Annotated in this window: 26 protein-coding genes; 15 read left to right on the forward strand and 11 right to left on the reverse strand. The window is 73.1% G+C overall.

The window, feature by feature from the left end:
• The first annotated feature begins 53 nt into the window (after positions 1–53).
• The 5 genes from FJQ57_RS09680 to trxA all read left to right on the forward strand — a co-directional run bounded on the left by FJQ57_RS09680 (position 54) and on the right by trxA (position 5,088).
• Entirely contained in the window at positions 54–1,982 is a 1,929-nt protein-coding gene (locus tag FJQ57_RS09680; RefSeq protein WP_139979667.1) for a hypothetical protein, read from the forward strand.
• Positions 1,979–2,692: an RNA polymerase sigma factor SigM gene (gene sigM / locus FJQ57_RS09685; RefSeq protein WP_139979669.1), complete on the forward strand. Its 714-nt coding sequence runs from the start codon at positions 1,979–1,981 to the stop codon at positions 2,690–2,692. Before FJQ57_RS09680 ends, sigM begins: the two co-directional genes overlap by 4 nt.
• A 47-nt stretch (positions 2,693–2,739) precedes the next feature.
• Positions 2,740–3,543, forward strand: a complete 804-nt coding sequence (locus FJQ57_RS09690) for a hypothetical protein (RefSeq protein WP_139979671.1) — start codon at positions 2,740–2,742, stop codon at positions 3,541–3,543.
• Between the two features lie 119 nt (positions 3,544–3,662).
• The gene (gene trxB / locus FJQ57_RS09695) at positions 3,663–4,667 is read left to right on the forward strand and encodes a thioredoxin-disulfide reductase (protein WP_139979673.1); all 1,005 of its coding nucleotides are present in this window, start codon (positions 3,663–3,665) and stop codon (positions 4,665–4,667) included.
• A gap of 94 nt (positions 4,668–4,761) precedes the next feature.
• Positions 4,762–5,088, forward strand: a complete 327-nt coding sequence (trxA, locus tag FJQ57_RS09700; protein WP_139979674.1) for a thioredoxin — start codon at positions 4,762–4,764, stop codon at positions 5,086–5,088.
• Between the two features lie 38 nt (positions 5,089–5,126).
• On the opposite strand, the gene FJQ57_RS09705 is transcribed toward trxA, so the two are convergent.
• Positions 5,127–5,780 (reverse strand): GNAT family N-acetyltransferase, encoded by a 654-nt coding sequence (locus FJQ57_RS09705; RefSeq protein WP_139979676.1) that lies wholly within the window; start codon positions 5,778–5,780, stop codon positions 5,127–5,129.
• A gap of 45 nt (positions 5,781–5,825) precedes the next feature.
• Between FJQ57_RS09705 and FJQ57_RS09710 the strand changes: the two genes are divergently transcribed.
• Together FJQ57_RS09710 and FJQ57_RS09715 are read left to right on the forward strand one after the other, a co-directional pair.
• Entirely contained in the window at positions 5,826–7,043 is a 1,218-nt protein-coding gene (locus FJQ57_RS09710; RefSeq protein ID WP_139979678.1) for a pyridoxal phosphate-dependent aminotransferase, read from the forward strand.
• A 59-nt stretch (positions 7,044–7,102) separates the two neighbouring features.
• Positions 7,103–7,876: a lysophospholipid acyltransferase family protein gene (locus FJQ57_RS09715; protein WP_139979680.1), complete on the forward strand. Its 774-nt coding sequence runs from the start codon at positions 7,103–7,105 to the stop codon at positions 7,874–7,876.
• Between the two features lie 59 nt (positions 7,877–7,935).
• On the opposite strand, the gene FJQ57_RS09720 is transcribed toward FJQ57_RS09715, so the two are convergent.
• From FJQ57_RS09720 to rpmH, 8 genes are all read right to left on the reverse strand, one after another.
• The gene (locus FJQ57_RS09720; protein WP_139979682.1) at positions 7,936–8,922 is read right to left on the reverse strand and encodes a ParB/RepB/Spo0J family partition protein; all 987 of its coding nucleotides are present in this window, start codon (positions 8,920–8,922) and stop codon (positions 7,936–7,938) included.
• The gene (locus FJQ57_RS09725; RefSeq protein WP_211348839.1) at positions 8,919–9,899 is read right to left on the reverse strand and encodes a ParA family protein; all 981 of its coding nucleotides are present in this window, start codon (positions 9,897–9,899) and stop codon (positions 8,919–8,921) included. The genes FJQ57_RS09720 and FJQ57_RS09725 overlap by 4 nt, the downstream gene beginning before the upstream one ends.
• Before the next feature lie 96 nt (positions 9,900–9,995).
• On the reverse strand, positions 9,996–10,727 hold the full coding sequence (gene rsmG / locus FJQ57_RS09730; protein ID WP_139979684.1) for a 16S rRNA (guanine(527)-N(7))-methyltransferase RsmG: 732 nt from the start codon (positions 10,725–10,727) through the stop codon (positions 9,996–9,998).
• Between the two features lie 3 nt (positions 10,728–10,730).
• The gene (locus FJQ57_RS09735; RefSeq protein ID WP_211348840.1) at positions 10,731–11,330 is read right to left on the reverse strand and encodes a Jag family protein; all 600 of its coding nucleotides are present in this window, start codon (positions 11,328–11,330) and stop codon (positions 10,731–10,733) included.
• A complete protein-coding gene (gene yidC, locus FJQ57_RS09740; protein WP_425465420.1) occupies positions 11,327–12,382 on the reverse strand; it encodes a membrane protein insertase YidC in 1,056 nt (351 codons plus the stop codon). Before yidC ends, FJQ57_RS09735 begins: the two co-directional genes overlap by 4 nt.
• 37 nt (positions 12,383–12,419) lie before the next feature.
• Complete coding sequence (yidD, locus tag FJQ57_RS09745; protein WP_139979688.1) at positions 12,420–12,725, reverse strand: membrane protein insertion efficiency factor YidD; 306 nt, start codon at positions 12,723–12,725, stop codon at positions 12,420–12,422.
• Entirely contained in the window at positions 12,722–13,066 is a 345-nt protein-coding gene (rnpA, locus tag FJQ57_RS09750; protein WP_139979690.1) for a ribonuclease P protein component, read from the reverse strand. The genes yidD (FJQ57_RS09745) and rnpA overlap by 4 nt, the downstream gene beginning before the upstream one ends.
• Positions 13,067–13,102: 36 nt before the next feature.
• Positions 13,103–13,240, reverse strand: a complete 138-nt coding sequence (gene rpmH, locus FJQ57_RS09755) for a 50S ribosomal protein L34 (RefSeq protein ID WP_139979691.1) — start codon at positions 13,238–13,240, stop codon at positions 13,103–13,105.
• Positions 13,241–13,763: 523 nt separating this feature from the next.
• On the opposite strand from rpmH, the gene dnaA reads away from it, so the two are divergent.
• The 3 genes from dnaA to gnd all read left to right on the forward strand — a co-directional run bounded on the left by dnaA (position 13,764) and on the right by gnd (position 17,811).
• Entirely contained in the window at positions 13,764–15,269 is a 1,506-nt protein-coding gene (dnaA, locus tag FJQ57_RS09760; RefSeq protein ID WP_139979693.1) for a chromosomal replication initiator protein DnaA, read from the forward strand.
• A 386-nt stretch (positions 15,270–15,655) separates the two neighbouring features.
• On the forward strand, positions 15,656–16,798 hold the full coding sequence (gene dnaN / locus FJQ57_RS09765) for a DNA polymerase III subunit beta (protein WP_139979695.1): 1,143 nt from the start codon (positions 15,656–15,658) through the stop codon (positions 16,796–16,798).
• A gap of 101 nt (positions 16,799–16,899) precedes the next feature.
• A complete protein-coding gene (gene gnd / locus FJQ57_RS09770; protein ID WP_139979697.1) occupies positions 16,900–17,811 on the forward strand; it encodes a phosphogluconate dehydrogenase (NAD(+)-dependent, decarboxylating) in 912 nt (303 codons plus the stop codon).
• A 111-nt stretch (positions 17,812–17,922) separates the two neighbouring features.
• Here gnd and FJQ57_RS09775 read toward each other — a convergent pair whose 3' ends face one another.
• Positions 17,923–18,462 carry an NINE protein gene (locus tag FJQ57_RS09775; protein WP_139979699.1) on the reverse strand — a complete coding sequence of 180 codons (540 nt, stop codon included), beginning with the start codon at positions 18,460–18,462 and terminating at the stop codon, positions 17,923–17,925.
• Between the two features lie 71 nt (positions 18,463–18,533).
• On the opposite strand from FJQ57_RS09775, the gene recF reads away from it, so the two are divergent.
• Entirely contained in the window at positions 18,534–19,745 is a 1,212-nt protein-coding gene (gene recF, locus FJQ57_RS09780) for a DNA replication/repair protein RecF (protein ID WP_139979700.1), read from the forward strand.
• Entirely contained in the window at positions 19,735–20,310 is a 576-nt protein-coding gene (locus FJQ57_RS09785; RefSeq protein WP_139979702.1) for a DciA family protein, read from the forward strand. The genes recF and FJQ57_RS09785 overlap by 11 nt, the downstream gene beginning before the upstream one ends.
• Positions 20,311–20,429: 119 nt before the next feature.
• Here the strand turns inward: FJQ57_RS09785 and yidD (FJQ57_RS09790) are convergent, their stop codons facing one another.
• Positions 20,430–20,828, reverse strand: coding sequence for a membrane protein insertion efficiency factor YidD (gene yidD / locus FJQ57_RS09790; protein WP_139979704.1), 399 nt, complete (start codon positions 20,826–20,828; stop codon positions 20,430–20,432).
• Positions 20,829–21,119: 291 nt separating this feature from the next.
• Here yidD (FJQ57_RS09790) and gyrB point away from each other — a divergent pair, with 291 nt between their 5' ends.
• From gyrB to FJQ57_RS09805, 3 genes are read left to right on the forward strand one after another with little or no spacing between them, the layout of a single operon-like run.
• Positions 21,120–23,330, forward strand: coding sequence for a DNA topoisomerase (ATP-hydrolyzing) subunit B (gene gyrB, locus FJQ57_RS09795; protein ID WP_139979706.1), 2,211 nt, complete (start codon positions 21,120–21,122; stop codon positions 23,328–23,330).
• Between the two features lie 56 nt (positions 23,331–23,386).
• Positions 23,387–26,059 (forward strand): DNA gyrase subunit A, encoded by a 2,673-nt coding sequence (gyrA, locus tag FJQ57_RS09800; RefSeq protein WP_139979708.1) that lies wholly within the window; start codon positions 23,387–23,389, stop codon positions 26,057–26,059.
• Positions 26,059–26,754, forward strand: coding sequence for a DUF3566 domain-containing protein (locus FJQ57_RS09805; RefSeq protein WP_139979710.1), 696 nt, complete (start codon positions 26,059–26,061; stop codon positions 26,752–26,754). Before gyrA ends, FJQ57_RS09805 begins: the two co-directional genes overlap by 1 nt.
• The last annotated feature ends 73 nt before the right edge of the window (positions 26,755–26,827 follow it).

A 26,827-nucleotide genomic window follows, 5' to 3' on the forward strand; every position in this document is an offset into this window, starting at 1 on the left:
GTCCGGCCTACGATGGGGGCCCGCGTCCCGCCCACCCCGAGGAGACGAGCCCGGTGCCGCACGCCACCCGACCCGGTGACGTGCTGGGCGGTCGCTACCGGCTGGTCGACCTGCTCGTCGAGAGCGACGGGGGTCGGTTCTGGCGGGCCCACGACCCCGTGCTCGAGCGCCACGTCGCGGTGCACGTCATCCGCGGCGACGACGACCGCGTGCCGGGGCTGATGGAGGCCGCGCGCCGCTCCGCGACCGTGCCCGACCGGCGGGTGCTGCGGGTCCTCGACGCCGAGTGCACCGCGGAGGAGTGCTACGTCGTCAACGAGTGGGGCTGGGGCGCCTCCCTCGACGTCGTCGTCGCCGGCCGCACGACCCTCGGCCACCGGCAGGCGGCGTGGCTGGTCGCCCAGGTCGCCGACTCGGTGGCGGCGGCGCACGCGGCCGGCGTCGCCCACGGCCGCCTGACTCCCGAGAACGTCCTGGTCGACCGCGCGGGCGGCGTCCGGGTCATCGGCCTGTGCGTCGACGCGGTGCTGCACGGGCTCGACCCGGTCGGACCCGACCCGGGTCCCGCCCGCCTCCGCGACGTCGAGGACCTCGCCGGCCTCCTCTACTGCGCCCTCACCGCCCGCTGGGCGGGCCCGTCCGCCTCCGCGGTGGCCGCCGCGCCCCGCACGCACGGAGAGGTCCTGCGGCCACGCCAGGTGCGGGCCGGCATCCCGCGGTCCCTCGACCTGTTCTGCGACGAGGTGCTCCACCCCGGCACCCAGCACCGCGAGCTCGCCGGCCTCGGCCTGGACACCGCCCGGGGCGTCGCCGACTTCCTCCTCGAGTACGTCGGCGACCCGGCCGGGATGCCGGAGGCGCTGCTCGCCGGGGTGCCGGAGATGCCCGAGGAGCCGCAGGTCGTGCTGCCGCCCGTGCCCGAGCTGCGCCCCCACGACCTCGCCCGCGCCGCGACCCCGCCGCCGGAGCCGGACCCGGAGCCCGACCCGGAGCCCGACCCGGAGCCCGAGCCGGAACCCGAGCCCGAACGCGAACCGGAGCCGGTCACCGAGGTCGACCGGCCCACCGAGGCCGGGCTGCCGGTCTGGGGCGAGGACCCCGACGAGGACGTGTCGTGGCTGGAGCGCCGCACCGAGCCCGCCCCGCCCCCGCCGCCCTTCGACAACCCGCCCGAGCGCCCGCTCTTCGCCCCCGAGCCCGCCCGGGTGCCCCGGCCACCGGCCGAGCGGCGGAGCGAGGCGACCTCGCGCACCGGGGAGTTCTGGCCCTGGGACACCGGCACCGGTGCGTCGACGGGCCTGCCGGCGACCGCACCGACCGAGGGCGAGGAGGGCGGGGTCCCCGGCCGGGGGTTCTTGCGCACCGCGGTGCTGCTGGCCGTGCTGGCCCTGGTCGCGGTGGCGGTCGTGGTGTTCCTCAACGTCCGCGGAGGCGGTGGCTCCGGCGCCGACGGGGCCGACGGTCCCGACGGGTCCGACCGCAGCCGCGGCAGCGCCCGGGCCGTGGCGGCCACCGTGCCCGGCCCGCCGCTCGCGGGAGTCACGGCCGCGGCCTTCGACCCGCTCGGTGACCCGCCCACCGAGAACGACGCCGACGCACCCCTGGCGGTCGACGGTGACCCCGCCACCACCTGGAGCACCCAGGGGTACGTCGACCAGCTCGGGCCGCCCCCCGGCCTCAAGACCGGCGTCGGCCTCGTGCTCGACCTCGGGGGCTCCCACCGGGTCGACCAGGTCGAGCTGACCCTCGAGCGCACCCCGTCCTCGGTGTCGGTCTTCGTCCTCGACGAGCGACCCGCCTCGGCCGCCGCCGTCGACGGCGTCGCCCCGACCGCACAGGGCACCGCCGACGGCGAGCGGCTGGTGCTGTCGACCGACGGCGCCTCCGGGTCGTTCGTGGTCGTCTGGTTCACCGCGCTCCCCCGCGACGACGACGGTCGCCACCGGGGCACGGTCGCCGACGCGGTGGTGCGGGGCGAGTGATCGACCAGCACGGTGACCGGCACGGCGACCGGCACGGTGACCCCCGCAGCGACGCCGAGCTCCTAAACGCCCACGTCGCGGGTGAGCCGGCGGCGTTCGGGGAGCTGTTCGGGCGCCACCGCGACCGGCTGTGGGCGGTCGCCCTGCGCACCACGGGCAACCCCGACGACGCGGCCGACGGCCTCCAGGACGGCATGGTCGCGGCCTACCGCCGCGCCGCCTCGTTCCGCGGCGAGGCGCAGGTGACCACCTGGCTGCACCGGGTCGTCGTCAACGCCTGCCTCGACCGCCTGCGGGCGGCCAAGGTCCGGCGCGCCGAGGCCCTGCCCGACGACCTCGACGACCACGCGGGTCGGGGTGCCCTGGTGACGGCCGCGGCGGGCGGCGCCGAGCCCGTCGACCCGGCCGACGTGGCGGTGGTCGGGGAGCGTCGCCGCCGCGTCCTCGACGCCCTCGCCCAGCTGCCCGCGGAGCAGCGAGCGGCGCTCGTGCTCGTCGACATGGAGGGCTACCCCGTCGCGGAGGCCGCGCTCGTCCTCGACTGCGCCGTCGGCACCGTGAAGTCCCGCTGCTCGCGTGGACGCACCCGTCTCGCGTCGTTGCTCGCCGACCTGCTGCCCGACGCCGAGCAGCCGGCCGCCCCTCCGGGGAACCGACCGCCCGCTGGGCACGTCCCACCCCTGCCGCCGTCCCGCGGTCCACCCGCCTGAGGCGCCCGACCCGCCGAGACACCCGGACCCACCCTGCAGAAGGACCGATGACCGACCACGAGCCCGAGGCCGACCCGCGCGAGCAGGAGGCCGTGCGCCGCCTGTTGGCCCAGGCGCGCCACGACGGGCCCGTGCCCGCCGACGTCGCGGCCCGGCTCGACGCGACGCTGGCCGGCCTCGACGCCGAGCGCGACGTCGAGCGCGACGTCGAGCGCGACGTCGAGCGGACGGGCGCGGCCGTCGTCCCCCCGCCGCCGTACGTCGGCCCGCCGGCGCCCCACCTCGGCCCACCGCCCCCGCCCCCGCGCCCGTCCGGCGGCGAGGTGGTCGACCTGGCGGCGCGCCGTCGTCGACGTCGCGTCGTGGGCCTGCTCGGAGCGGCCGCGGCGGTCGTCGTGCTCGGCATCGGGCTCGGCCAGGTGGTGGACCCGGGGAGCGGTGACGAGGACGGCACGGCCTCCTCGGGCAGTGCCGGCGGTGAGGCCCAGCAGGAGGGCGCCGAGGGTCCCTCGGCGGCCGACTCCGCTCCGCCGCCGCCCGCGGCGGCGCCCGACTCCCTCCCCCGGCTCGAGGCGGCGACCTTCCCCGAGGCGGTCGTGGCCCTGCGCGACGCGCCGGGCGCCGTGCCCGGGCGCCCCGGCTCGGAGCTCGACGGCCGGTCCCTGAGCCAGGCGCCGGGGTTCGTCTGCCCGCCGGCCGACTGGGGCGAGGGCACGCTCGTCGCCGTCCTCTACGACGGTCGCCCGGCCGTCGTGGCCTTCCGGCCACCCGTGGGCGGCACCCAGACCGTCGACCTGCTCCAGTGCGGCAGCGGCGCTCCCCTGCGGTCGGTCTCGATCGCCGCGCCGTAACCGTCCCTGGCGCGGCGCGCCACCGGCCGCGCCCGCGGGCCGCGGAATGTCGCTCGCCTACGATGCGTTGGACCGAGCACCACCGCACGACACCCGCCAGCCCCAAGGAGCGACCCAGCATGTCGGACAGCGCCACCGCGCCCCGCGACGTCATCATCATCGGCTCGGGCCCCTCGGGCTACACCGCCGCCGTGTACGCCGCCCGGGCCAGCCTCGAGCCCCTCGTCTTCGAGGGCTCGGTGACGGCGGGCGGCGCCCTGATGAACACCACCGAGGTCGAGAACTTCCCCGGCTTCCGCGACGGCATCATGGGCCCGGCCCTGATGGACGAGATGAAGGAGCAGGCCCGCCGCTTCGGCGCCGAACTCGTGCCCGACGACGTCGTCGAGGTCGACCTGACCGGTGACGTCAAGGTCGTCAAGACCGCCACCGACACCTACACCGCCCGCGCGGTGATCCTGGCCATGGGCTCGGGCTACCGCAAGCTCGGCCTGCCCAACGAGGACACCCTGTCCGGGCGCGGCGTCTCCTGGTGCGCCACCTGCGACGGCTTCTTCTTCCGCGAGCAGCACATCGCCGTGGTCGGCGGTGGCGACTCGGCCATCGAGGAGGCCACGTTCCTGACCCGGTTCGGGTCCAAGGTCTCCCTCATCGTGCGCCGTGACGAGCTGCGGGCCTCCAAGATCATGCAGGAGCGGGCCTTCGCCGACGCCAAGCTCGAGATCGTGTGGAACTCCGTGGTCGACACCATCAACGGCGAGGACAAGCTCGAGTCGCTGACGCTCAAGGACACCGTCACCGGCGAGACGCGTGCGCTCGACGCGACCGGCCTGTTCATCGCCATCGGGCACGACCCCCGCTCGGAGCTGCTGCACGGGCAGGTCGACCTCGACGACGAGGGCTACGTCATCGCCTCCCACCCCAGCACCGGCACCAACATCCCCGGCGTCTTCGCCGCGGGCGACCTGGTCGACCACATCTACCGGCAGGCCATCACCGCTGCCGGCACCGGGTGCGCCGCCGCCCTCGACGCCGAGCGCTACCTCGCCGAGCTCGACCACCAGCTGGCCTCCACCGGTGCCGAGGCGCAGGAGCGCGCCGACGCCGAGGCCGCCGTCCTCTGACGCCCCGAGCGCCCCGGGAACACCCGGGCCGCGCCCGGCGTTCCCCCTCCATCTCCTCCTCCGCAGCCCCCAGACCAACCCGAAGGGAAGCACCATGGCCAACATCTCCGCCGTGACCGACGCCGAGTTCGACACGCAGGTCCTCCAGTCCGACAAGCCCGTGCTCGTCGACTTCTGGGCCGAGTGGTGCGGCCCGTGCCGCCAGGTCGCCCCGATCCTCGACGAGATCGCCACCGCCCACGGCGACAAGATCACGTTCTTGAAGATGAACGTCGACGAGAACCCCGTGACGCCCTCGTCCTACCGCGTCACCGGCATCCCGACGATCAACGTCTACCAGGGTGGCGAGGTCGTGCGCAGCATCGTCGGCGCCCGCCCGAAGGCGGCGCTGCTCAAGGAGCTCGAGGAGTTCACGGCCTGACCCGGTCGACCACCACAGCAGCACCGAGGCCCCCGACGTCACCCGGCGTCGGGGGTCTCGTGCGTCCGGTGCACCGGCGACGGCGCCCGACCCGGTCGGACGGCGCCGAGCAGCCTCTCCAGCGCGACCTCGACCTCGTCGCGCCAGCTCAGCGCCGAGCGCAGGTCCATCCGCATCCGCGGCGTCGTGGGGTGGGAGCGGTGCGTGCGGAAGCCGGTGCGCGAGAGGAAGTCGACCGGCAGCAGGCACGGCGCCCCCCGGGTCGAGCCGAAGGCCTCGACGGCGCGGACCCCACCGCGCTCGACCAGGTCGCGCGCCATCGCCCGCACCAGCACCCGGCCGAGCCCACCGCCGTCGTGGCCCGGGGCGACGTACGCCGTGGTCATCAGCACCGCGTCGGGGCTGACCGGCGCGGTCGGGTGGCCGTCGGCGCCCGGCACGAACGCCGGCGGCGCGTAGACGACGTACCCGACCGGTTGGTCGTCGACGAGTGCGACCCGGCCGCAGGAGCCCCACTCGCGCAGGACCAGGGACAGCCAGGCGTCCTTCTCCGCCGCGGCGTCGGCGTTGTCGTGCAGGCAACCGCGGCGGACCGGGTCGACCTCCCACCGCACACAGCTGCGGCACGGCACGCCGGCCTCCCCGAGGTCGGTCAGCAGGTCCGGGGTGAGCCGGACGGTCCGGCGCGTCATGGAATCCGAGGGTAGCCCGCACGGGTGACCTGCGAGGATGGATCGGTGCGCCAGATCCGTCAGAGCAAGAAGCTGCACGACGTCCGGTACGACGTGCGGGGACCGATCCTCGTCGAGGCCCAGCGGCTGGAGGCCGAGGGCCACCGGATCCTGCGGCTCAACATCGGCAACACCGCCCCGTTCGGCTTCGAGGCCCCCGAGGCGATCCTCGCCGACGTGACCCGGCACCTCGCGCAGGCCCAGGGTTACAGCGAGAGCCAGGGCATCTTCTCCGCGCGCACCGCGGTGGCGCAGTACTACCAGCAGCGCGGCCTGCGCGAGACCGCCGTCGACGACGTCTTCATCGGCAACGGCGTCTCCGAGCTGATCTCGATGGTGCTCCAGGCCTTCGTCGACGAGGGCAACGAGATCCTCGTGCCCGCACCCGACTACCCGCTGTGGACCGGCGCGGTCTCGCTCTCCGGCGGCACCCCGGTGCACTACCTGTGCGACGAGACCAACGGGTGGGCGCCCGACCTGGCCGACGTCGAGGCCAAGATCACCGAGCACACCCAGGCCATCGTCATCATCAACCCCAACAACCCCACGGGCGCGGTCTACAGCAAGCAGGTCGTCGACGGGCTCGTCGACATCGCCCGCCGCCACGAGCTCGTGGTCTTCGCCGACGAGATCTACGAGAAGATCATCTTCGACGACGCGGTGCACCACCACGCGGCGGCCAGCGCCGGCGACGACGTGCTGTGCCTGACCTTCAGCGGGCTCTCCAAGGCCTACCGGGTCTGCGGCTACCGCGCGGGCTGGGTGATGATCTCCGGGCCCCAGGAGATCGCCCAGGACTTCCTCGAGGGCCTCACCCTCATCGCCAACATGCGCATGTGCGCCAACGTGCCGGGCCAGCACGCCATCCAGACCGCGCTCGGGGGCTACCAGTCCATCGAGGAGCTGATCGTCCCCGGCGGTCGGCTCTACGACCAGATCATGCTGGCCGACCGGCTGCTCAACCAGATCCCGGGCGTCACCAACGTCCGTCCGCAGGGCGCCCTGTACTGCTTCCCGCGGCTCGACCCCGAGATGTACCCCATCGACGACGACCAGGCCTTCGTCATCGACCTCCTGCGGGCCAAGAAGATCCTGGTCACCCACGGCACCGGCTTCAACTGGCCGCGGACCGACCACTTCCGGCTGGTGACCCTGCCCGACGTCGGGCAGCTCGAGGACGCGATCGGCCGGATCGCCGACTTCCTCGCCACCCGCCGCAGCTGAGACGCCTCCGCCCCGCCGTACGCCGCCCGCTCGACCTCGAACCCTGGAGCCCACCGGACATGCGCGACCTCACCTACCCGCCGATCATCGTCGCCGCCAAGACGGCGTTCCGCCTGCTCGGGCAGCGGTTCCAGATGAGCGGCACCGAGCACGTGCCGCGCACGGGAGGCGTCCTGCTCGCGGTCAACCACATCGGCTACGTCGACTTCATCTACGGCGGGCTCGCGGCCAACCCGTCGGGCCGCAAGGTGCGGTTCATGGCCAAGCGCGAGCTGTTCGACCACAAGTACACCGGCCCGCTGATGCGCTCGCTGCACCACATCGAGGTCGACCGGGGCGCCGGCGAGCAGTCCCTGCAGACCGCCCTGGAGCACCTCCGGGCGGGCGAGGCCGTCGGGATCTTCCCCGAGGCGACCATCTCCCGCTCGTTCGAGCTCAAGGAGTTCAAGACCGGCGCGGTGCGCATCGCCGCGGCCGCGGGCGTGCCGCTCGTGCCGGTTATCCTGTGGGGCACGCAGCGGATGATGACCAAGGGCCACCCGCGCGACTTCTCCCGTGGCAAGACCATCGCCGTGCGCGTCGCCCCGCCGCTGCACCCGACCGGCGAGGACCCGGTCGCCGAGACCGCCGACCTGCACCGGGTGATGCGCTCGCTGCTCGACGAGACGATCCGCACCTACCCCGCCGCCGAGCAGCCCCCGGGCTCGTGGTGGCTGCCCGCGTCGTACGGCGGGAGCGCGCCCACCCCTGAGGAGGCAGAGCGCCTCGACGCCGAGGAGAAGCGGGTGCGGGCGGCCCGCCGGGCCGAGCGGGACCAGGGCGAACCGGCCTAGTTCTTGGTCGACAAATGGCTTTGGGCCTTTGTCGACACATCGACACGTCGACGAATCGACTAGATAGGCCGGTCGTCCCGGTTGCGCGGGTCCATGATGTCGACGATGCGGCGCAGGTCGTCCAGCGAGGCGAACTCGACGGTGATCTTGCCCTTGCGCTGCCCGAGCTCGACCTTCACGCGGGTCTCGAGACGGTCGGAGAGGCGCTCGGCGAGGTCGTTCAACCCCGGTGCCACCGGCTTGCGGCGCACCTGGCGCGGACGGCCCTCCCCCGCCGCTCCCTGGACGGCGACGATCTCCTCCAGGGCGCGGACGCTGATGCCCTCGGCGACGACGCGCTGGGCCAGCCGGTCCTGCACCTCCGGGTCGTCGACGGACAGCAGGCTCCGCGCGTGCCCGGCCGAGAGCACGCCGGCGGCCACGCGTCGCTGCACCGAGGGGCTCAACCGCATCAGCCGGATCGTGTTGCTGATCTGCGGTCGAGACCGGCCGATGCGCTCAGCGAGCTCCTCGTGGGTGCAGCCGAAGTCCTCCAGGAGCTGGGCGTAGGCCGCCGCCTCCTCGAGCGGGTTGAGCTGGCTGCGGTGGAGGTTCTCCAGGAGCGCGTCGCGCAGCATGTCGACGTCGTCGGTCTGCCGCACGATGGCCGGGACGGCCTCTAGGCCCGCGGCCTGGGCGGCGCGCCACCGCCGCTCCCCCATGATGAGCTCGTACTCACCGTCGCCGGTGGCGCGGACGACGATCGGCTGCAGCAACCCGACCTCGCGCACCGAGTGGACGAGCTCGGCCATGGCGTCCTCGTCGAAGACCTGGCGGGGCTGCACGGCGTTGGGCCGGATCGACCCGGGCGCCAGCTCGGCGAAGTAGGCGCCCGCGACCAGCACCGGCTCGGTGACCGCCGCGGGAGCGTCGGCCGAGGTGTCCAGCCCCGGTGCGTCGCGGCCGGCCCCGGCGCCGGACGCCGGTGCGGGCGGTGTGGGCGCCGTGGGGATCAGCGAGCCGAGACCGCGGCCGAGACCGCGCTTGGTTCCGGACGGGGTGCTCATGCGCGGGCCCCCTTCGTGGCGATCTCGCGAGCTGCCTCGAAGTAGGACAGCGCGCCCGGCGAGCCGGGGTCGTAGGTCATCACCGTCTGGCCGTACGACGGCGCCTCGGACACCCGGACCGACCGCGGGATGGCCGTGCGGAGCACCTGGTCGCCGAAGTGGCCCCGCACCTCCTCGGCCACGCCGGCGGCGAGGCGGGTGCGGGCGTCGTACATGGTGAGGAGGATGGTGCTCACGTCGAGACCGGGGTTGAGGTGGGCCTTGACCATCTCGACGGTCTCGAGCAGCTGGCCCAGGCCCTCCAGTGCGTAGTACTCCGCCTGGATCGGGATCATCATCTCGTCACCGGCGACCAGGGCGTTCAGGGTCAGCAGGCCCAGCGAGGGCGGGCAGTCGATGAGGACGTAGTCGAAGCGGTCGTCCGGACCCCCGGGCGTCGGCGCGACCCGCGGGTGGCCGTGGATGGCCTTGCGCAAGCGGCCCTCGCGGGCGACCACGCTCACGAGCTCGATCTCGGCCCCGGCGAGGTCGATGGTCGCGGGCACCACGTGGAGCTCGGGCAGGTCGGCGCACGGCTGCGCCACCTCGGCGAGCGGTCGACCCTCGACGAGGGCGTCGTAGGTCGACGGGACGCCGCGGTGGTGGTCGATGCTGAGGGCGGTCGAGGCGTTGCCCTGAGGGTCCAGGTCGACGACGAGCACCCGCTGGCCCAGCTGCGCGAGCGCCGCCGCGACGTTCACCGTGGACGTCGTCTTGCCGACGCCACCCTTCTGGTTCGCGACCACCATCACCCGGGTCGCACGGGGACGCGGCACGGCCTCGGTGGCCCGGGTCGCCTGCCGGGACTGACGGGCCAGCAGGCTGTGCTGCGCGGCCCGGGCGAGGGGCGTGGCCTCGGCGTCATAGGCGTCGCTCAGGTCGGCGAGGTCGCCTGCGGTGCGTGGGGCAGAGGACGACGGCCTCGGCGGGACGGTCACGGGGAACTCCGTTTCACGTGAAACAAGCGGATCGAGCGCGGGACGACTCTGCCAGATCGGCAGGGCCGGGGACGAAGTGGGGACGCCGGGGGGAGGTCAGCGCCGCCGCCGGCGGCCACCACGAGCGGCCGCCGCCGGCCGAGCGGGCCACGACGCACGAGACGGGTCGGTCCAGCGGACCGTGACCGCCCAGGTCCGGTCCTCGCCGTCGTCACCCAGGGGAGTGACGGCCGGGTCGGTGGCCCCCCAGTGGCGGAGCACGGCCTGCGCCTCCTGGAGCTCCTCGTCCAGGGAGGACCCCTTGAGCACCGTCAGCGCCCCGGCCGGCGCGACCAGGGGAAGGCACCAACCGACGAGGCGGCCCAGGGGCGCGACCGCGCGCGCCGTCACGACGTCGAAGCCCGGACGGAGGTCGGTGGCCGTGTGCAGCTCCTCGGCCCGTCCGCGTCGCACGACGACGTTGTCCAGCTCCAGGTCGTCGACGACCTCCTCGAGGAACCGGGTGCGCCTGAGCAACGGCTCGATCAACGTCACGGTCAGGTCGGGGCGGGCGATGGCGAGCGGGACGCCGGGCAGGCCGGCTCCAGACCCCACGTCGGCGACCGAGGCGCCGTGGGGGACGAGCTCACCCAGCAGCGCCGAGTTCACGAGGTGGCGCGACCACACGCGAGGGACCTCGCGGGGACCGATGACGCCGCGCACCAGGCCGTCACTGGCCAACCGCGCGGCGTACCGCTCGGCGAGGTCGAGGCGGGAACCGAAAGCCCCCCGCGCCGACGGGGGCGCGGGGGGCGTCTCGGCCGATGTTTCACGTGAAACGTCGGACACGGGCTACTCCGGCAGCACCACGACGAAGCGGCGCGGCTCGACACCCTCGGACTCCGACGACAGACCGGCGGCGGCCACGGCGTCGTGCACGACCTTGCGCTCGAACGGAGACATCGCGTCGAGCGAACGGCGCTCGCCGCTGGCCCGCACCTCGGCCACCGTCTCGCGGGCGATCTCCTCGAGCCGCGTGCGACGGTCGGCTCGGAACCCCGAGACGTCGAGCATCAGCCGAGACCGGACGCCGGTCTCGCGGTAGACGGCGAGCCGGGTCAGCTCCTGCAGGGCTTCGAGCACCTGACCCTTGTCGCCGACGAGCTGGTTCAGGTCGGCCCCCACGATCGAGACCGCCGCCCGGTCGCCCTCGACGTCCATGTCCAGGTCACCGTCGAGGTCGGCGATGTCGAGCAGCTCCTCGAGGTAGTCGGCGGCGATGTCGCCCTCCTGCTCGAGCAGGTCGACGTGGTCGCCCTCACCCGCGGGCGCCTGGTCCTCGCCGCTCTCGACGGGGGGCACGGACGACCCGTCGGCGGCCTGCTCCGGACGGTCGGCGACCTCGGCCGACTCGGGGTTGTCCACGTTGGTCAGGTCCGGCTCGGTGCTCACCGGCGGCCTCCTCGCTGCTTCTTGGTGGGTTGCTTGGTCGTGGGTGCCGCGGCTCGGGGCGTCGGCTTCTTCTCCAGGGAGGGCACGGCCTCGTCCGGGGGAGTGGCGGCCTTGCGCGCAGCAGCCTGGCGCTGCGCCTTGGTCTGGCGCTTGGGCTGCTGGCGGGTGGCTGGGCGTCGCTCGTCGTCCAGGACGGCGGCCGTGGCGCCGCCGCTCGTCCCGCTCTCGACCGCCGGGCCCTTGCCCTTGGCGGCGTCGCGCTTCACCTTGGCGTCGAAGGCCGGCGTGCCGGGCGCGGGGTTGTTGCGGATGACGTAGAACTGCTGCCCCATCGTCCACAGGTTGGAGGTCGTCCAGTACAGCAGGACGCCGATCGGGAACGCGACGCCCGAGATGCCGAAGACCAGCGGCAGGACGTAGAGCAGGACCTTCTGCTGCTGCGCGTAGGGACCGGTCAGCGCATCGGCCGGCATGTTCTTGCTCATCAGCTGGCGCTGGGTCGTGAAGGTGGTCGCGGTCATCGCGATGACCAGGAAGACCGAGAAGATCATGACGGTCCAGTCACCGTCAGGTCCCCAGACCCTCGCCTGCCAGAAGGACTCGGAGATCGGGATCTTGCCGAAGATGAGCGAGTCGGCGAAGTCCTGGGCCCGGGCGTCGGTGAGGAACCCGCGGCCCTCGCCGTTCTTGGAGGCCTGGTCGAGGATGCGGAAGAGGGCGAAGAAGATCGGCATCTGCAGCAGCAGCGGCAGGCAGGACGCGAACGGGTTGGTGCCCGCGTCCTTGTAGAGCTTCATCGTCTCCTCGCCGAGACGCTGCCGGTCGTGGCCGTACTTCTTCTGCAGCTCCTTGACCTTGGGCTGGATGAGCTGCATGTTGCGCTGCGACTTGATCTGCTTGACGAACAGCGGGATCAGCAGCACCCGGATGACCAGCGTCAGGCCCACGATGGACAACGCCCAGCCGAGCCCGCCCTCCGGGTCGAGCACGAGGCTGAGCAGCTCGTGCCAGCCGAGCATGATGCCCGAGATGGCGTAGTACAGCGGCTGCATGACGAAGCTGCCGAGGTCGGAGAAGATGCCCACGGGCTCAGGCTCCTTGGTGGTGGGTCGGCGCACCGCAGGACACGGCGTCGTGGTCGGGGGAGAGGGGTGCAGCCGGCTCGGCGACGACCGAACCGCGCCGCGGCGGCACCTTGTCGACGCCGCCGGCGGCCCACGGGTGGCACCGGGCGAGCCGGCGCACCGCGAGCCACGAGCCGCGGACGCTGCCGTGCACCTGCACGGCCTCGAGGGCGTACGCCGAGCACGAGGGGTAGTAGCGGCACACCTGGCCGTACAGCGGGCTGATGAGCAGGCGGTAGGCCCGCAGCAGCAGGACGAGCACGTGCTTCACGCGGCCTCCCGGGGCAGCACCCGACGCAGGCAGGCGTCGAGGTCGCTCTCCAGGGTGGCGTACGACGCAACCGCCGCGGCCGGGAGAGCCCGGACCACGACCGTCGTGCCGCCCGGCCAGGCCTCGATCCGGCCCGCCACGAGGTGGCGCAGCCGGCGGCGTACCCGGTTGCGCACGACGGCCCCACCCACGGTGCGTCCGACGACGAACCCGGCCCTCGGGCCATCGCCCGCCTCGGGGCGCGCGTGCACGACCACGGTCGCCGCGGCGGCGCGCCGCCCACGGCGGCTCACCTCACGGAACCCGGCGGCCTCGGTGAGTCGGTGTCGCGCGGCGAGCATCGTCGACCGCGGGCCTGGGCCGGCGCCGAGGCCGGCTCAGACGGCCAGGCTCTTGCGGCCCTTGCGGCGGCGCCCCGACAGGATGGCGCGGCCGGCGCGCGTGCGCATGCGGAGCCGGAACCCGTGGGTCTTGTGACGGCGACGGTTGTTGGGCTGGTAGGTGCGCTTGCTCACGGCATTCCTTCGTTGGCGGGTCCCGCACACCGGGTGCGCGGAGAGGTACAGTCCGGGTCGCCGTGGGGCCGTGCCGGGCGCCCGTGCGAGCCCCGCGGGACGCGACACAGTGCAGCACCGGACCCCGTGCGACCTTGGAACGGTACGCGCTGCCCGAGAAGCCGGTCAAACCGTCGCGCCCCGTCCACGGCCTGTGGATGACGTCTTGTCGTCGTGCCTCGCGCCCGACTAGCGTGCCCGCCACCGGGCTTCCCCTCCGACCCCGGACCCGAACCGCCCGACGTCGCCGTCTCGGTGGCCGCTGCTCCTACGCGTGCCGCTGACCTGCACCGACGCGATGCGGGCCGGGCCCTGGCCGGTTCCCCGCCGCACCTCGTCCCCTCCCGGGACCCCCATTCACAGGCTGTGGACAAAGCTGTGGAACAGTCGCCGGGACGGACCCGTCCCCCGGCCGGCCGGGGCTCGGACCACCCACCGAGGGGCCCACGGCGGCCCCGGACCCCAGAAGCGGAGCGACGCACCAGTGGACGACCACGGGCCCGACCGAGCCGACCGCCCCGACCAGCCCGGGACCCCCGAGCTCGAGACCGCCTGGCGTGCGGTGGTCACCGAGCTCCAGGCCCACCAGCAGGCCTGGCTCAAGCTGAGTCGGCCGGTGCACCTGCACGAGTCGACCGCGATCGTGGCCGTGCCGGACGACTTCACCCGCTCCCAGCTCGAGGGCCGCCTCCGGGCCCAGCTCGAGGACGCGCTCACCGACCGACTCGGCCTGGAGATCCGGGTCGCGGTGACGGTGGAGCCGGAGCTGGGCCGCGTCGTGCCCACCGAGGACGCGCCGGTGACAACCACGGACGAAGCGACAGATCAACAGATCGATGTGTCGACAAATCTGCTCTCGGCCGACCTGCCCGCCGGCAGCGAGGGGTCCACCACCGCCTTCCCGGCGGTCGGGGGCGCGCCCGGCCAGGGTGACCAGGCCAAGTCGGCGCTCGAGACGCGGCTCAACCCGAAGTACACCTTCGAGACCTTCGTCATCGGCTCGTCCAACCGATTCCCCCACGCTGCGGCCGTCGCGGTCGCCGAGGCACCGGGTCGCGCCTACAACCCGCTCCTGGTCTACGGCGAGTCCGGGCTGGGCAAGACCCACCTGCTCCACGCGATCGGCCACTACGTGCGCAGCCTGTTCACCGGGGCCAAGGTGCGCTACGTCTCCAGCGAGGAGTTCACCAACGAGTTCATCAACGCGATCCGCGACGACCGGCTCGACCGGTTCAAGCGCCGCTACCGCGAGGTCGACGTCCTGCTCATCGACGACATCCAGTTCCTCGAGGGCAAGACGCAGACGCAGGAGGAGTTCTTCCACACCTTCAACGCGCTGCACAACGCCAACAAGCAGATCGTGCTGACCTCCGACCGGGCTCCCAAGCGCCTCGAGGCGCTGGAAGACCGGCTGCGCAACCGGTTCGAGTGGGGCCTCATCACCGACGTGCAGCCCCCAGACCTCGAGACCCGGATCGCCATCCTGCGCAAGAAGGCGGCCATGGACCGCCTCACCGCCCCGCCGGACGTGCTCGAGTTCATCGCCTCGAAGATCCAGACCAACATCCGCGAGCTCGAGGGCGCGCTGATCCGGGTCACCGCGTTCGCCAACCTCAACCGCCAGCCGGTCGACATGACGCTGGCCGAGATCGTCCTGAAGGACCTGATCCCCGAGGGCGGCGAGCCGGAGATCACCTCGGCGCTCATCATCGCCCAGACCTCGGCCTACTTCGGGCTGCCGATCGAGGAGATCACCGGGCCCAGCCGGGGCCGCCACCTGGTCCTCGCGCGGCAGATCGCGATGTACCTGTGCCGTGAGCTCACCGACATGTCGCTGCCCAAGATCGGCGCCCAGTTCGGCAACCGCGACCACACGACCGTCATGTACGCCGAGCGCAAGATCAACCAGCTCCTCGGCGAGCGGCGGGCGGTCTTCAACCAGGTCAGCGAGCTCACCAACCGGGTCAAGATGCAGGCGCGCCAGGCCTGAGCCGCCTCGCGCCGCGCACCGGTCGGAGGACTCTCCGCCTGTGGACGCGCCCCGACCCGACGTACGAACTACACGGGGAGGATCTGGGGACGAACCAGCACCTGTCATCCCCAGGTCGGCATCGATCCACAGCCCGAACCGGACGACCCGGCCGCCGTCCACAGGCTCATCCACCGGTGTGGAGACCCGCTGACCAGCACCGACGCCGGTCCTCCACACATTCCACAGCTCCTGTGACTACGACCAGACTCCAGAGCGACGACGAACCGTGGAACTCCGTCCGGGCCTCCCCCTGTGGAGGACCACCCCCGCGTGGCAGGATGCGATCCCGCCGTGCGGCCCGCCCCCGGGCTCCGCACCCACTCCCGTGAGATGAAGGACCAGCCGTGAAGTTCCGCGTCGAACGAGACGTCCTGGCCGATGCCGTGGCCTGGGCCGCCCGGACCCTGCCGGTCCGCCCCAGCGCCCCCGTCCTCGCCGGTCTGCTCATCGAGGCCAGCGACGACGGCCTCGTGCTGTCGACCTTCGACTACGAGACCTCGGCGCGGGCGACGCTGAGCGCCGAGGTCGCCGACGAGGGGCGCGCCCTGGTCAGCGGCCGGCTGCTGGCCGACATCTGCCGCAGCCTGCCCGCCAAGCCGGTCGAGATGGTGATCGACGGCGCCCGGGTCTCCCTGACCTGCGGCTCGGCCCGCTTCAGCCTGCAGACGATGCCGGTCGAGGACTACCCGACGATCCCCTCGATGCCCCAGGCCACCGGCACGGTGCAGAGCGACGTCTTCGCCCACGCCGTCTCGCAGGCCGTCACCGCCGCGGGCCGCGACGACATGCTGCCGGTGCTCACGGGCGTGCGGCTGGAGATCGACGGCTCCTCGATCTCGCTGCTGGCCACCGACCGCTTCCGGCTCTCCCACCGCGAGCTCGCGTGGGACCCCGGCACCCCGGACGAGTCGCTGGCCGCCCTGGTGCCGGCCCGCGTGCTCGGTGACACCGCCAAGTCGCTGACCTCCGGCAGCGAGGTCACGATCGCGCTCGCGGCGGGCGGCACCGGCGAGGGCCTCATCGGCTTCGAGGGCGTCGGGCCGGGCGGCGTGCGCCGGACCACGACCCGGCTGCTCGACGGCGAGTTCCCCAAGGTCCGCAGCCTCTTCCCGGCCGAGAAGCTCACCACCGCCCAGGTCGACAAGGCTGCACTGATCGAGTCGGTCAAGCGCGTCTCGCTCGTGGCCGAGCGCAACACCGCGGTGCAGCTGCGCTTCAGCGACGGCGTGCTCACCCTCGACGCTGGGTCGGGTGACGAGGCGCAGGCCTCGGAGTCGGTCCCCGCCACGATCGAGGGCGAGGACATCACGACCGGCTTCAACCCGCAGTTCCTCCTCGACGGCCTCGGGGCGATCGACCAGCCGGTCGTCGAGCTCGCCTTCACCCAGGCCTCCAAGCCGGTGGTCCTCAGCGGCGTGGCGGCCGACGACGGGGCGAGCGACCCCGGGTTCCGCTACCTCTTGATGCCCCGGCGACTCTTGTCCTGACCCCGGCTCCTGGCCCCGGTCGACGGGGCAGCGCGCCGCCGCGACCACCGCCACCAGACCCACACCCCGGCCCCAGCGGGCCCCAGCAGGAGGCAACCCCCATGCACCTCGGACTCGTCGGACTCGGGAAGATGGGCGGCAACATGCGCACCCGCATGCGCAACGCCGGCCTGACCGTCGTCGGCTACGACCGCAACCCCGACCTCGCCGACGCCGACAGCCTCGAGGCGATGGTCGAGGCGCTCCCGGGCGACGCGCCGCGCGTCGTGTGGGTGATGGTCCCGGCCGGCGACCCCACCAGCAGCACCATCCACGCCCTGGCCGAGCTGCTCTCGGAGGGCGACCTCGTCATCGACGGCGGCAACTCCCGCTGGACCGACGACGAGGCCAACGCCGCCATGCTCGCCGAGCGCGGCATCGGCTTCGTCGACTGCGGCACCTCCGGCGGCGTGTGGGGCCTCGAGAACGGCTACGCGCTCATGGTCGGCGGCGCCGACGACGACGTGGCCAAGGCCCAGCCCGCCTTCGACGCGCTGCGGCCCGACGGCGAGTTCGGGTTCGTCCACGCCGGCAAGAAGCCCGGCGCCGGCCACTTCGCCAAGATGGTCCACAACGGCATCGAGTACGCGATGATGCAGGCCTACGCCGAGGGCTGGGAGCTGCTGGAGAAGGTCGACAACGTCGACAACGTGGCCGAGGTCTTCAACTCCTGGCGCGGCGGCACCGTGATCCGCTCCTGGCTCCTCGACCTCCTCGTCGCCGCCCTCGACGAGGACGAGCACCTCGACCAGCTCGCCGGGTACGCCGACGACTCCGGCGAGGGCCGCTGGACCGTCGAGGCCGCGATCGACAACGCCGTCCCGATGCACGTGATCGCGGCCTCGCTCTTCGCCCGCTTCACCTCCCGCCAGGACGACAGCCCGGCGATGAAGGCGATCGCGGCCATGCGCAACCAGTTCGGCGGTCACGCCGTGCGCACCCCGCCGCCCCCCGGCGGCGACGCCACCGCCTGAGGCACGCCCGGCCGGCGGCGCCCGGCACGAGCCCCGACGCAGCGGACCCCCGGTGCCCACCTCGCGGTGGGGCCGGGGGTCCGTCGTCGTGGTCGGGGTGGGGCCGGGGCCTCAGGCCAGCGGTCGGCCGTCCGCGTCGGGCAGCTTGCGCAGCGCGACCAGGATCAGGTCGATCAGCGACCAGATCCCGCAGCCGCCGAGGGTGACGAGCTTGGCGACGCCCAACCCGGTGTAACCGAGGTAGAACCGGTCGACGCCGAGGCCGCCGAGCAGCAGCGACAGGATGAGGGTGGTCAGCCACTCCTTCTGCGAGAACAGGCCCGGCACCGCCTTGGCCTGCACCCAGCCGTCGTCGGTGCGCAGCATCGTCTCGCCCTTGACCTGGCCCTGCACGGCCATCTGGGCGAGCTGGCCGACCTCGACCGGGCCCTGCTCGCCCTGCGGGGTCGCGACGTAGAACGGGCCGACCGGTCCGCCGCCGTACGCCGGCTGGCCGTACCCGGGCTGCTGGCCGTAGCCGCCGGGCTGCTGGCCGCCGTAGGGGGGCTGCTGGCCGTAGCCGCCGGGCTGGCCGGCGGGGGGTTGCCCGTAGGCCGGCGGGGCGGGCGGGGGCTGGTCGCTCGGGCGCTTGGCCAACGGGTCTTCGCTCATGGCGGCAGGATAGGGGAGGCGCCGTACGCTCGGCGGTCCGTCATCGCCGCACACGACAGGAGCACCACGGGGTGCACGTCTCCCACCTCGCCCTGCAGGACTTCCGGTCCTACGCCCATGTCGACGTCCCGCTCGGGCCGGGGGTGACCGCGTTCGTCGGGCGCAACGGGCAGGGCAAGACCAACCTCGTCGAGGCGGTCGACTACCTCTCGCGGCTCTCCTCGCACCGGGTCGCGGGCGACGGGCCGCTCGTGCGCGCCGGCCGGCAGCAGGCCGTGGTGCGGGCGGCGGTCGTCAAGGACGGCCGGACGGCCGTGCTCGAGGTCGAGATCAATGTCGGCAAGTCGAACAAGGGACGAATCAACAAGTCGACATTGCCGCGGGTGCGTGAGCTCGTCGGCCTCGTCCGCACCGTGGTCTTCTCGCCCGAGGACCTCGTGCTGGTCAAGGGCGACCCGGGCGACCGGCGGCGGTTCCTCGACGACCTCCTGGTCCTGCGGACCCCGCGGCTGGCCGGCACGGTCAGCGACCTCGAGCGGGTGCTCAAGCAGCGCGCGACCCTGCTCAAGACCGCCGGGCACGCCCGCCGCGGGTCGTCCTCCCAGGACGCGGCGCTCTCGACCCTCGACGTCTGGGACGCCCACCTCGCGCGGGTCGGAGCCGAGCTGCTCGCCGAGCGTCTCGCCCTCGTCGAGCTGCTCCGCCCGTACGTCGGCGCGGCCTACGCGACCGTCGCCCGGGGGGCCGGGCGCGACGACGCCGACATCGCCTACAAGCCGTCCTTCGAGCTGCCCGCCTCCGTGCTCGCCCACCCCGCCGGCCCCGACCGCGGAGAGCTGGCCGAGGCCCTGCTCGCCGAGCTCGGGCGTCGCCGCGGCGACGAGCTCGACCGCGGAGTGTGCCTCGTCGGCCCGCACCGCGACGACCTCCTGCTCTCCCTGGGCCGGCCCGCCGACCCCGGCGGCGGCGACCCCGAGGACGGACCCGACGCTGCGGCCCGCCTCCCGGTCAAGGGCTACGCCTCGCACGGCGAGAGCTGGTCGTTCGCGCTCGCGCTCCGGCTCGCGTCCTACGACCTCCTGCGGGCCGACGGCGACGACCCGATCCTGGTGCTGGACGACGTCTTCGCCGAGCTCGACGCCGAGCGGCGCACCCAGCTGGCCGCGCTCGTCGCCGACGCCGAGCAGGTCCTGGTCACCGCCGCCGTGCCCGAGGACGTGCCGGCGGCCCTCGCCGGCGCCCGGTTCAGCGTCGCGGGAGGGGAGGTGCGCCGTGTCGAGTGACGACCCGAGCGCCGCACCGACCCCGCCGACCCCGCGGGACGAACCGCACCGCGACGACGGGCTCGACCTGGCCCGGCAGGCCGTCCGGGCCACGGCCGGCACCACGCCGGCCGCCCGGCGACCCCGGCGCGGCGGCGGGCGTCGTACGACGGGGGGAGCGGGGGCCGGGACCACCGGCGGCCGCCTCTCCGGCGCCCACCCCGACGAGCGCGACCCCCAGCTGCTCGGCGGCGAGGTGGGCAAGCTGGTCGACCGCCACGGCTGGGAGCTGGAGCTGCGGGTGCGGGGCGTCTTCGCCCGCTGGCCCGAGCTGGTGGGCGACGACGTGGCCGCGCACTGCACGCCGGAGTCGTTCGCCGACGGCCGCCTGGTGGTGCGCACCGACTCCACGGCCTGGGCCACGCAGCTCAAGCTGCTGCTGCCGGCGATCCTGCGCCGCCTCAACGAGGACCTCGGCGAGGGCACCGTCACCCTCGTCGAGGTGCTCGGCCCGCACCTGCCGACGTGGAAGAAGGGCGCCCGCTCCACCCGCGACAGCCGCGGCCCTCGCGACACCTACGGCTGAGCCGGAGGCGGCAAAACCTCCGCTTAACCGGAGAAACTGCCACTTCTGGCACGGATCTCCCGCCCAGATGTGGGAGTTCCGTGCCAGGAGTCACGGGCTCGTCCACCCGGGACCTCGGGTCAGCGCGGGACCGGGTCGAACCGCTCGCCGGAGCCGCAGCGTCGCAGCCGACGCACGACGAGGAGGCCGCCGCGCCAGGCACCGTGGCGCGAGAACGCCTGCAGGGCGTAGCGCGAGCAGGTCGGGGTCATCGAGCACACGGGCCGGGCGCGCGGCACGGACACGTTGAGCTGGTAGGAGCGCACCAGTCGGGCGGCGACGCGCGCGAGGGGACCGCCGGGGCGGGCGACGTACGGGTCGACGGCACTGGTCCGGAACGCGCCCGGCAGCACGCGGAGCAGGAGCAGCAGCGGGGAGAGCAGGAAGGGGCTGCAGTCGCAGCTGCTCAGGCCGAGGTCGCCGCAGTCCGCGCAGTCACGCTTCTTGCGGCGCCGATGGCGATCGCGGAACGGGTTCATGGGACCTCCTGGTCGACCGGGGCGGACCTCATCATGTCGCCGTCGGCGACGTCGTACACCTCCCGAGCGACCGGTCGGGACGGACGGGCTCGCGAGCCGCTCGCAGCGGGTCGGCGCCGTACCGGCCCTAGGACATACCCCTGCGCGGCGCTCCGAGACGGCCCTACGGCCCGCTCAGGGGGGTCGTGGGATGCCGAGTGCCCGTGTCGGCGGGGCACGCACCGTGAAATGCGGGCCGTGGACGGCTATCATGGAGGCCGAGGTCGCGGCCCACCCGGCGCGACCTTCGTCATGTTCCGGCCACTCCGACCGGACCCGTCCCGAAGAGGTCCACGCGTGCCCGACCAGGCTCCCACCCCCAGCCCCGACGACGACACCCCGCAGCCCGCCGACCCGGCGGCCGACCCGGCGGCTGACGAGGCCCCCGAGCAGGCTTCCGGACTGCGCAGCTCGGCGGTCGACACCGAGTACGGCGCCTCGTCGATCCAGGTGCTCGAGGGGCTCGAGGCGGTCCGCAAGCGCCCGGGCATGTACATCGGCTCCACCGGCGAGCGCGGCCTGCACCACCTGATCTGGGAGATCGTGGACAACGCGGTCGACGAGGCGCTGGCCGGGCACTGCGACCGGATCGTGGTGACCCTGACCGAGGAGGGCGCGGTCCGGGTCGAGGACAACGGGCGCGGGATCCCCACCGACACCGCAGCCGGCCAGGAGCTGCCGGCGCTGACGCTGGCCCTGACCGTGCTGCACGCGGGCGGCAAGTTCGGCGGCGGCGGCTACAAGGTCTCCGGCGGCCTGCACGGCGTCGGCGTCTCGGTGGTCAACGCGCTGTCGAGCAAGGTCGTGGCCGAGGTGAAGAACCGCGGGCACCTGTGGCGCCAGACGTTCTCCCTCGGCGTCCCCGACGGCGAGCTGGAGCAGGTGCGCGCCCTGGAGCCCGGCGAGCGCACCGGTACCACCATCACCTGGTGGGCCAGTCCCGACATCTTCGAGACCACGACGTACTCCCTCGAGACGATCACGACCCGCTTCCGCGAGTACGCCTTCCTCAACAAGGGCCTCGAGATCGTCGTGCGCGACGAGCGGCCGCAGGCCGAGGAGATCGCTGACGCGGTGACCGACCCCACCTCGTCCGACGACGGCGGCACGCCGGGCGACGCCGACGACGACATCAAGGCCAGCGGCAAGGGCCTGGAGCAGGTGTTCCGCTACGACCGCGGCCTGGTCGACTTCGTCGCGCACCTCAACCGGACCAAGCAGCCGGCCAACCCCTCGATCATCGCCTTCGAGGCCGAGACGCCCGACGACGTCGAGAACCACATGAGCCTCGAGGTCGCGATGCAGTGGAACACCACCTTCGCCGAGTCGGTGCACACCTTCGCCAACACCATCAACACCGCCGAGGGCGGCACCCACGAGGAGGGCTTCCGCGCGGCGCTCACCTCGATCGTCAACAGCCGCGGCGAGGACTGGGGGCTGATGAAGAAGCCCGAGGACCGCGTCAAGGGCGACGACATCCGCGAGGGCCTCACCGCGATCATCTCGATCAAGCTCGCCGAGCCGCAGTTCGAGGGCCAGACCAAGGGCAAGCTCGGCAACACCGAGGCCAAGGGCTTCACCCAGCGCATCGTCAACGACCAGCTCGGCGCCTGGTTCGAGGCCAACCCGGCCGAGGGCAAGGAGATCGTCCGCAAGGCCCAGTCCGCCGCGCAGGCCCGCATCGCCGCCCGCAAGGCCCGCGACCTGGCGCGCGACCGCAAGGGCCTGCTCGGCAAGAGCGGCCTGCCCGGCAAGCTCGCCGACTGCCAGTCGACCAACCCCGCCGAGTGCGAGGTGTTCATCGTCGAGGGTGACTCCGCCGGCGGCTCGGCCAAGTCGGGCCGCGACCCGCGCGTCCAGGCCATCCTCCCGATCCGCGGCAAGATCCTGAACGTCGAGAAGGCCCGCATCGACAAGGTGCTGGGCAACCAGGAGGTCCAGGCGATCATCTCGGCCCTGGGCACCGGCATCCAGGACGAGTTCGACAACGACAAGCTGCGCTACCACAAGGTCGTGCTGATGGCCGACGCCGACGTCGACGGCCACCACATCAACACGCTCCTGCTCACGCTGCTCTTCCGCTTCATGCGGCCGCTCATCGACGCGGGCCACGTCTTCATGGCCCAGCCGCCGCTGTACCGGCTGCGCTGGAACAAGCCGGCCGAGCACGAGTTCGTCTACTCCGACGCCGAGCGCGACGCGATGATGGCCGCCGGCCTCGAGGCAGGCAAGAAGCTGCCCAAGGACAACCCGGTCCAGCGCTACAAGGGTCTCGGCGAGATGAACGCCGACGAGCTGTGGGAGACCACGATGGACCCCGACCAGCGGCTGCTGCTGCAGGTCACCCTCGAGGACGCCGCGCAGGCCGACGAGATCTTCTCGATCCTCATGGGCGAGGACGTCGAGCAGCGCCGCTCCTTCATCCAGCGCAACGCCAAGGACGTCCGCTTCCTCGACATCTGAGTCGCGACGTGTGAGCCGCGCCCCCCGTCGTACGACCGAGCCCAGCAGGAGACAGCATGACCGAGCAGAACAGCAGCTACGTCGACGCCGGTGACGGTGGCGACGGCGGCGACCGGATCCAGGCCATCGACCTCCAGGAGTCGATGAAGCGCTCCTACATCGACTACGCGATGGCCGTCATCGTCGGCCGCGCGCTGCCCGACGTGCGCGACGGGCTCAAGCCGGTGCACCGCCGGGTGCTCTACGCGATGTTCGACGGCGGCTACCGCCCCGACCGCGGGTTCTCCAAGTGCGCCCGCGTCGTCGGCGAGGTCATGGGCAACTACCACCCCCACGGTGACTCGGCGATCTACGACACCCTCGTGCGCCTGGCCCAGCCGTGGGTGATGCGCGCGCCGCTGATCCACGGCCAGGGCAACTTCGGCTCCCCGGGCAACGACCCGGCCGCGGCCATGCGCTACACCGAGTGCCGGATGGCGCCGCTGGCCATGGAGATGGTCCGCGACATCGAAGAGGACACCGTCGACTTCGGCCCCAACTACGACGGTCGGTCCCAGGAGCCCTCGATCCTGCCGTCGCGGTTCCCCAACCTGCTGGTCAACGGCTCGGCCGGCATCGCGGTCGGCATGGCGACCAACATCCCGCCGCACAACCTGCGCGAGGTCGCCGAGGGCGCGATCTGGTCGCTGGAGCACCCCGATGCCACCCGCGAGGAGCTGCAGGACGCACTGATCGAGCGGATCAAGGGCCCCGACTTCCCCAACGCCGCGCTCATCGTCGGCCGGCAGGGCATCGAGCAGACCTACCGCACCGGTCGCGGCTCGGTCACCCAGCGCGCGGTGATCGAGATCGACGAGGACGCCAAGGGCCGCGTGTGCCTGGTCGTCACCGAGCTGCCCTACATGGTCAACCCCGACAACCTGGCCCTGAAGATCGCCGACCTCGCCGACACCGGCAGGGTCCAGGGCATCGCCGACGTGCGCGACGACTCCTCCTCGCGCACCGGCCAGCGGCTCGTCGTCGTCCTCAAGCGCGACGCCGTGGCCCGCGTCGTGCTCAACAACCTGCTCAAGCACACCGAGCTGCAGACCAACTTCAGCGCCAACATGCTGGCCCTGGTCGACGGGGTGCCGCGCACCTTGACGATCGACCAGTTCATCAGCCACTGGGTCGCCCACCAGATCGAGGTCATCCAGCGGCGGACCGCGTTCCGCCTCCGGCGTGCCGAGGAGCGGGCCCACATCCTGCGCGGCCTGGTCAAGGCGCTCGACGCCCTCGACGACGTCATCGCGCTGATCCGCGCCAGCGCCAGCGCCGAGGTCGCGCGCACCGGCCTGATGGAGCTGCTGGAGATCGACGAGATCCAGGCCCGCGCGATCCTCGACATGCAGCTGCGCCAGCTCGCCGCCCTCGAGCGGCAGAAGATCATCGACCAGCTCGCCGAGATCGAGGTCGAGATCGCCGACCTCGAGGACATCCTGGCCAAGCCCGAGCGGCAGCGCTCGATCGTGGTCGAGGAGCTCCGGGGCATCGTGGAGAAGTACGGCAACGACCGGCGCACCCAGATCATCGCGGCCGACGGCGACCTGTCGATGGAGGACCTGATCCCCGACGAGGAGCTCGTCGTCTCCATCACCCGCGGCGGCTACGCCAAGCGCACCCAGCGCGCGGCGTACCGGACCCAGAAGCGCGGCGGCAAGGGCGTGCGCGGCGCGAGCCTGCGCGGCGACGACGTGGTCGAGCACTTCATCGCGACCACCAACCACCACTGGCTGCTGTTCTTCACCAACGCCGGCCGGGTCTACCGCACCAAGGCCTACAACCTGCCCGAGGCCTCGCGCGACGCCAAGGGCGGGCACGTCGCCGGCCTGCTGAGCTTCCAGCCCGACGAGGAGATCGCCCAGGTGCTGGCGATCCGCGACTACGACCAGATGCCCTACCTGGTGCTGGCGACCCGCAACGGGCTGGTCAAGAAGACCCGCCTGGGCGACTACAACTCCCCGCGCCAGGCCGGCGTCATCGCCATCAACTTCCGCGAGGACGACGACGAGCTGATCGGCGCCGAGCTGGTCGGGGCCGACGACGAGATCCTGCTCGTCTCGCGGCGGGGCCAGGCCGTCCGGTTCCGGGCCGACGACGGCCAACTGCGGCCGATGGGCCGGGCCACCTCCGGCGTCACGGGCATGGCGACGGCCGAGGACGATTCGGTGCTCTCGATGTCGGTGATCCGCGCCGCCCAGGCCGCGGCCGAGGACGCCGAGGAGAGCGACGGCGTCCACGTCCAGTACGTCTTCACCATGACCGACGGCGGGTTCGCCAAGCGCACCCGCATCAGCGAGTACCGCCTGACCAACCGCGGCACCAAGGGCGTGCGGGCCATGGGCCTGACCAACGCCGACCGCGGTGGTCTCGTGGGCGCCTTCATCGTCGAGGACGGCGACGAGGTCATGTCGATCACCGCCAGCGGCCAGGTCGTCCGCAGCCCCATCAACGCCGACTTCCGTCCCCTCGGCCGCTCGGCCCAGGGCGTCAAGTTCGTCTCGCCCAAGGGCAACGACACGGTGAGCGTCGTGGCGCGGTCGGTCGAGGCCAAGGTCGTCGAGGAGGTGGCCGCCGAGGAGGGTGTCGCGGACGCGGAGGTTTCGGCCGATGTGGTAGCGGATGACACAATCGCCGACGAGGCGACGACCGACGTGGCCGCTCCCGACCCTGGTGAGGATGAGCGCTGATGAGCGATCGGCCCGCACCCCCCGCGACGCCGGCCCGAGGCACGGCGAAGGGAACCGGCTCGCCGTCGCGGCCGACCGGCCCGCCCCCGTCCACCCGGCCCCCGACCGCCGCCGGCTCCTCCGGGCCCGACCTCGGCAAGCGGCCGACGGCCCCGCCGTCGGCCGACGCCGGTGACACCGCCGTCCGTCCCGGACTGGCCGAGCGCATCCAGGCCAAGCTGGCCCAGGCCACCTCGGCGGCCACCGACAGCCGCCGCGGTGGCGCCGCGGCGACGAGCACCTCGACCCCGCCGGCCCCCCAGGGCAAGGCCCGCCCGCGCGGCCCGCGTCGCGCGCGGCTGCGGCTGACCCGCATCGACCCGTGGTCGGTGATGAAGACCGCGTTCCTGCTCTCCATCGCCTTCGGCGTCGTCACCGTCGTCGCGGTCGCGATGATCTGGCAGGTCATCGGCGCCGCCGGCGTGTGGGAGTCGATCAACAGCTCCATCAACGAGGTCGTCACCGAGCCCGGCAGCGCGCCCTTCGACATCCGTGACTACGTCGGCACCGACCGGGTGCTGGGCTTCACCATGCTGGTGGCCGCGGTCGACGTCGTGCTGATCACCGCCATCGCCACCCTCGGCGCGTTCCTCTACAACATGTCCGCCGCGCTGCTCGGCGGCATCGAGGTCACCCTGGCCGAGGACAACGCCTGATCCACCACCTCGATTGGGAGCCGCTCGCCGGGCTGGGATAGAGTTCCACAGCCCGCGAGGGCAGCACGCAGCA

This window comes from Nocardioides litoris (assembly GCF_006346315.1).
Classification (GTDB): Bacteria; Actinomycetota; Actinomycetes; order Propionibacteriales; family Nocardioidaceae; genus Nocardioides; species Nocardioides litoris.

Excerpts from the sequence above, each read along its gene's own strand:
- yidD (WP_139979704.1), bottom strand. The coding sequence starts at position 20,828 with ATGAACCCGTTCCGCGATCGCCATCGGCGCCGCAAGAAGCGTGACTGC.
- FJQ57_RS09705 (WP_139979676.1), bottom strand. The coding sequence starts at position 5,780 with ATGACGCGCCGGACCGTCCGGCTCACCCCGGACCTGCTGACCGACCTC.
- trxA (WP_139979674.1), top strand. The coding sequence starts at position 4,762 with ATGGCCAACATCTCCGCCGTGACCGACGCCGAGTTCGACACGCAGGTC.
- FJQ57_RS09715 (WP_139979680.1), top strand. The coding sequence starts at position 7,103 with ATGCGCGACCTCACCTACCCGCCGATCATCGTCGCCGCCAAGACGGCG.
- gyrA (WP_139979708.1), top strand. The coding sequence starts at position 23,387 with ATGACCGAGCAGAACAGCAGCTACGTCGACGCCGGTGACGGTGGCGAC.
- FJQ57_RS09805 (WP_139979710.1), top strand. The coding sequence starts at position 26,059 with ATGAGCGATCGGCCCGCACCCCCCGCGACGCCGGCCCGAGGCACGGCG.
- gnd (WP_139979697.1), top strand. The coding sequence starts at position 16,900 with ATGCACCTCGGACTCGTCGGACTCGGGAAGATGGGCGGCAACATGCGC.
- trxB (WP_139979673.1), top strand. The coding sequence starts at position 3,663 with ATGTCGGACAGCGCCACCGCGCCCCGCGACGTCATCATCATCGGCTCG.
- FJQ57_RS09775 (WP_139979699.1), bottom strand. The coding sequence starts at position 18,462 with ATGAGCGAAGACCCGTTGGCCAAGCGCCCGAGCGACCAGCCCCCGCCC.
- gyrB (WP_139979706.1), top strand. The coding sequence starts at position 21,120 with ATGTTCCGGCCACTCCGACCGGACCCGTCCCGAAGAGGTCCACGCGTG.
- FJQ57_RS09690 (WP_139979671.1), top strand. The coding sequence starts at position 2,740 with ATGACCGACCACGAGCCCGAGGCCGACCCGCGCGAGCAGGAGGCCGTG.
- yidC (WP_425465420.1), bottom strand. The coding sequence starts at position 12,382 with ATGCAGCCGCTGTACTACGCCATCTCGGGCATCATGCTCGGCTGGCAC.
- rnpA (WP_139979690.1), bottom strand. The coding sequence starts at position 13,066 with ATGCTCGCCGCGCGACACCGACTCACCGAGGCCGCCGGGTTCCGTGAG.
- FJQ57_RS09720 (WP_139979682.1), bottom strand. The coding sequence starts at position 8,922 with ATGAGCACCCCGTCCGGAACCAAGCGCGGTCTCGGCCGCGGTCTCGGC.